2 tRNA genes and 1 rRNA gene (2 of these 3 only partly in view) are annotated in these 1,676 nt (G+C 55.3%); all 3 read right to left on the bottom strand.

Annotated features, from left to right (window positions below):
• A tRNA-Ala gene (locus tag IEI94_RS21485) sits at window positions 1-49 on the bottom strand (it extends 15 nt beyond the left edge of the window).
• A 115-nt stretch (window positions 50-164) separates the two neighbouring features.
• Window positions 165-241: transfer RNA gene (locus IEI94_RS21480), tRNA-Ile, on the bottom strand.
• Window positions 242-335: 94 nt separating this feature from the next.
• Window positions 336-1,676, bottom strand: a 16S ribosomal RNA gene (locus IEI94_RS21475); it runs 588 nt beyond the window's last position.

Genomic DNA, 1,676 nt, shown 5'->3' with positions numbered 1-1,676 from the left:
CGAACCGCTGACCTCCTGCGTGCAAGGCAGGCGCTCTCCCAGCTGAGCTAAGGCCCCACTGATATCCCGTACGTGACATGGGAATTTGATTCAGGACAAGGCATTTTGTGACGACGCATAGCCTGCTATGCGAGTCACAAAATAACGCCGTACTGGATAAAATTTGGTGGGTCTGGGCAGATTTGAACTGCCGACCTCACCCTTATCAGGGGTGCGCTCTAACCAACTGAGCTACAGACCCATTGGTCACGCTGGGCCTATACCCAAACAGTCTTTGCTCTGGCCGATCAGGTAATTCATTGTGAGCACTTGCCGACACGAAGTGACTTCGTCGATAAGGAGGTGATCCAGCCGCAGGTTCCCCTACGGCTACCTTGTTACGACTTCACCCCAGTCATGAACCACACCGTGGTGATCGCTCCCCCGAGGGTTAAGCTAACCACTTCTGGTGCAGTCCACTCCCATGGTGTGACGGGCGGTGTGTACAAGGCCCGGGAACGTATTCACCGTGACATTCTGATTCACGATTACTAGCGATTCCGACTTCACGGAGTCGAGTTGCAGACTCCGATCCGGACTGAGGCAGGCTTTATGGGATTAGCTCCACGTCGCCGTCTTGCAACCCTTTGTACCTGCCATTGTAGCACGTGTGTAGCCCTACCCGTAAGGGCCATGATGACTTGACGTCGTCCCCACCTTCCTCCGGTTTGTCACCGGCAGTCTCCCTAGAGTTCCCACCATTACGTGCTGGCAAATAGGGACAGGGGTTGCGCTCGTTACGGGACTTAACCCAACATTTCACAACACGAGCTGACGACAGCCATGCAGCACCTGTCTTTCGGTTCCCGAAGGCACACCAAGATCTCTCTCGGCTTCCGAAGATGTCAAGGGTAGGTAAGGTTCTTCGCGTTGCATCGAATTAAACCACATGCTCCACCGCTTGTGCGGGCCCCCGTCAATTCATTTGAGTTTTAACCTTGCGGCCGTACTCCCCAGGCGGTCGACTTATCGCGTTAACTGCGCCACTAAGAACTCGAGGCTCCCAACGGCTAGTCGACATCGTTTACGGCGTGGACTACCAGGGTATCTAATCCTGTTTGCTACCCACGCTTTCGCACCTCAGTGTCAGTGTCAGTCCAGAAGGCCGCCTTCGCCACTGGTATTCCTCCCGATCTCTACGCATTTCACCGCTACACCGGGAATTCTACCTTCCTCTCCTGCACTCTAGCCTGACAGTTCCGGATGCCGTTCCCAGGTTGAGCCCAGGGCTTTCACAACCGGCTTATCAAGCCACCTACGCGCGCTTTACGCCCAGTAATTCCGATTAACGCTCGCACCCTCCGTATTACCGCGGCTGCTGGCACGGAGTTAGCCGGTGCTTCTTCTGTGAGTGATGTCCTTCCTCCAGCGTATTAAGCCGAAGGCCTTCTTCCTCACTGAAAGTGCTTTACAACCCGAAGGCCTTCTTCACACACGCGGCATGGCTGGATCAGGCTTGCGCCCATTGTCCAATATTCCCCACTGCTGCCTCCCGTAGGAGTTCGGGCCGTGTCTCAGTCCCGATGTGGCTGATCATCCTCTCAGACCAGCTACGGATCGTCGCCTTGGTGAGCCATTACCTCACCAACTAGCTAATCCGGCATAGGCTCATCCGATAGCGCAAGGTCCGAAGATCC

The organism is Halomonas sp. ML-15, assembly GCF_014779595.1.
GTDB lineage: Bacteria > Pseudomonadota > Gammaproteobacteria > Pseudomonadales > Halomonadaceae > Franzmannia.
This window is presented reverse-complemented; position numbering and strand designations above follow the sequence as displayed.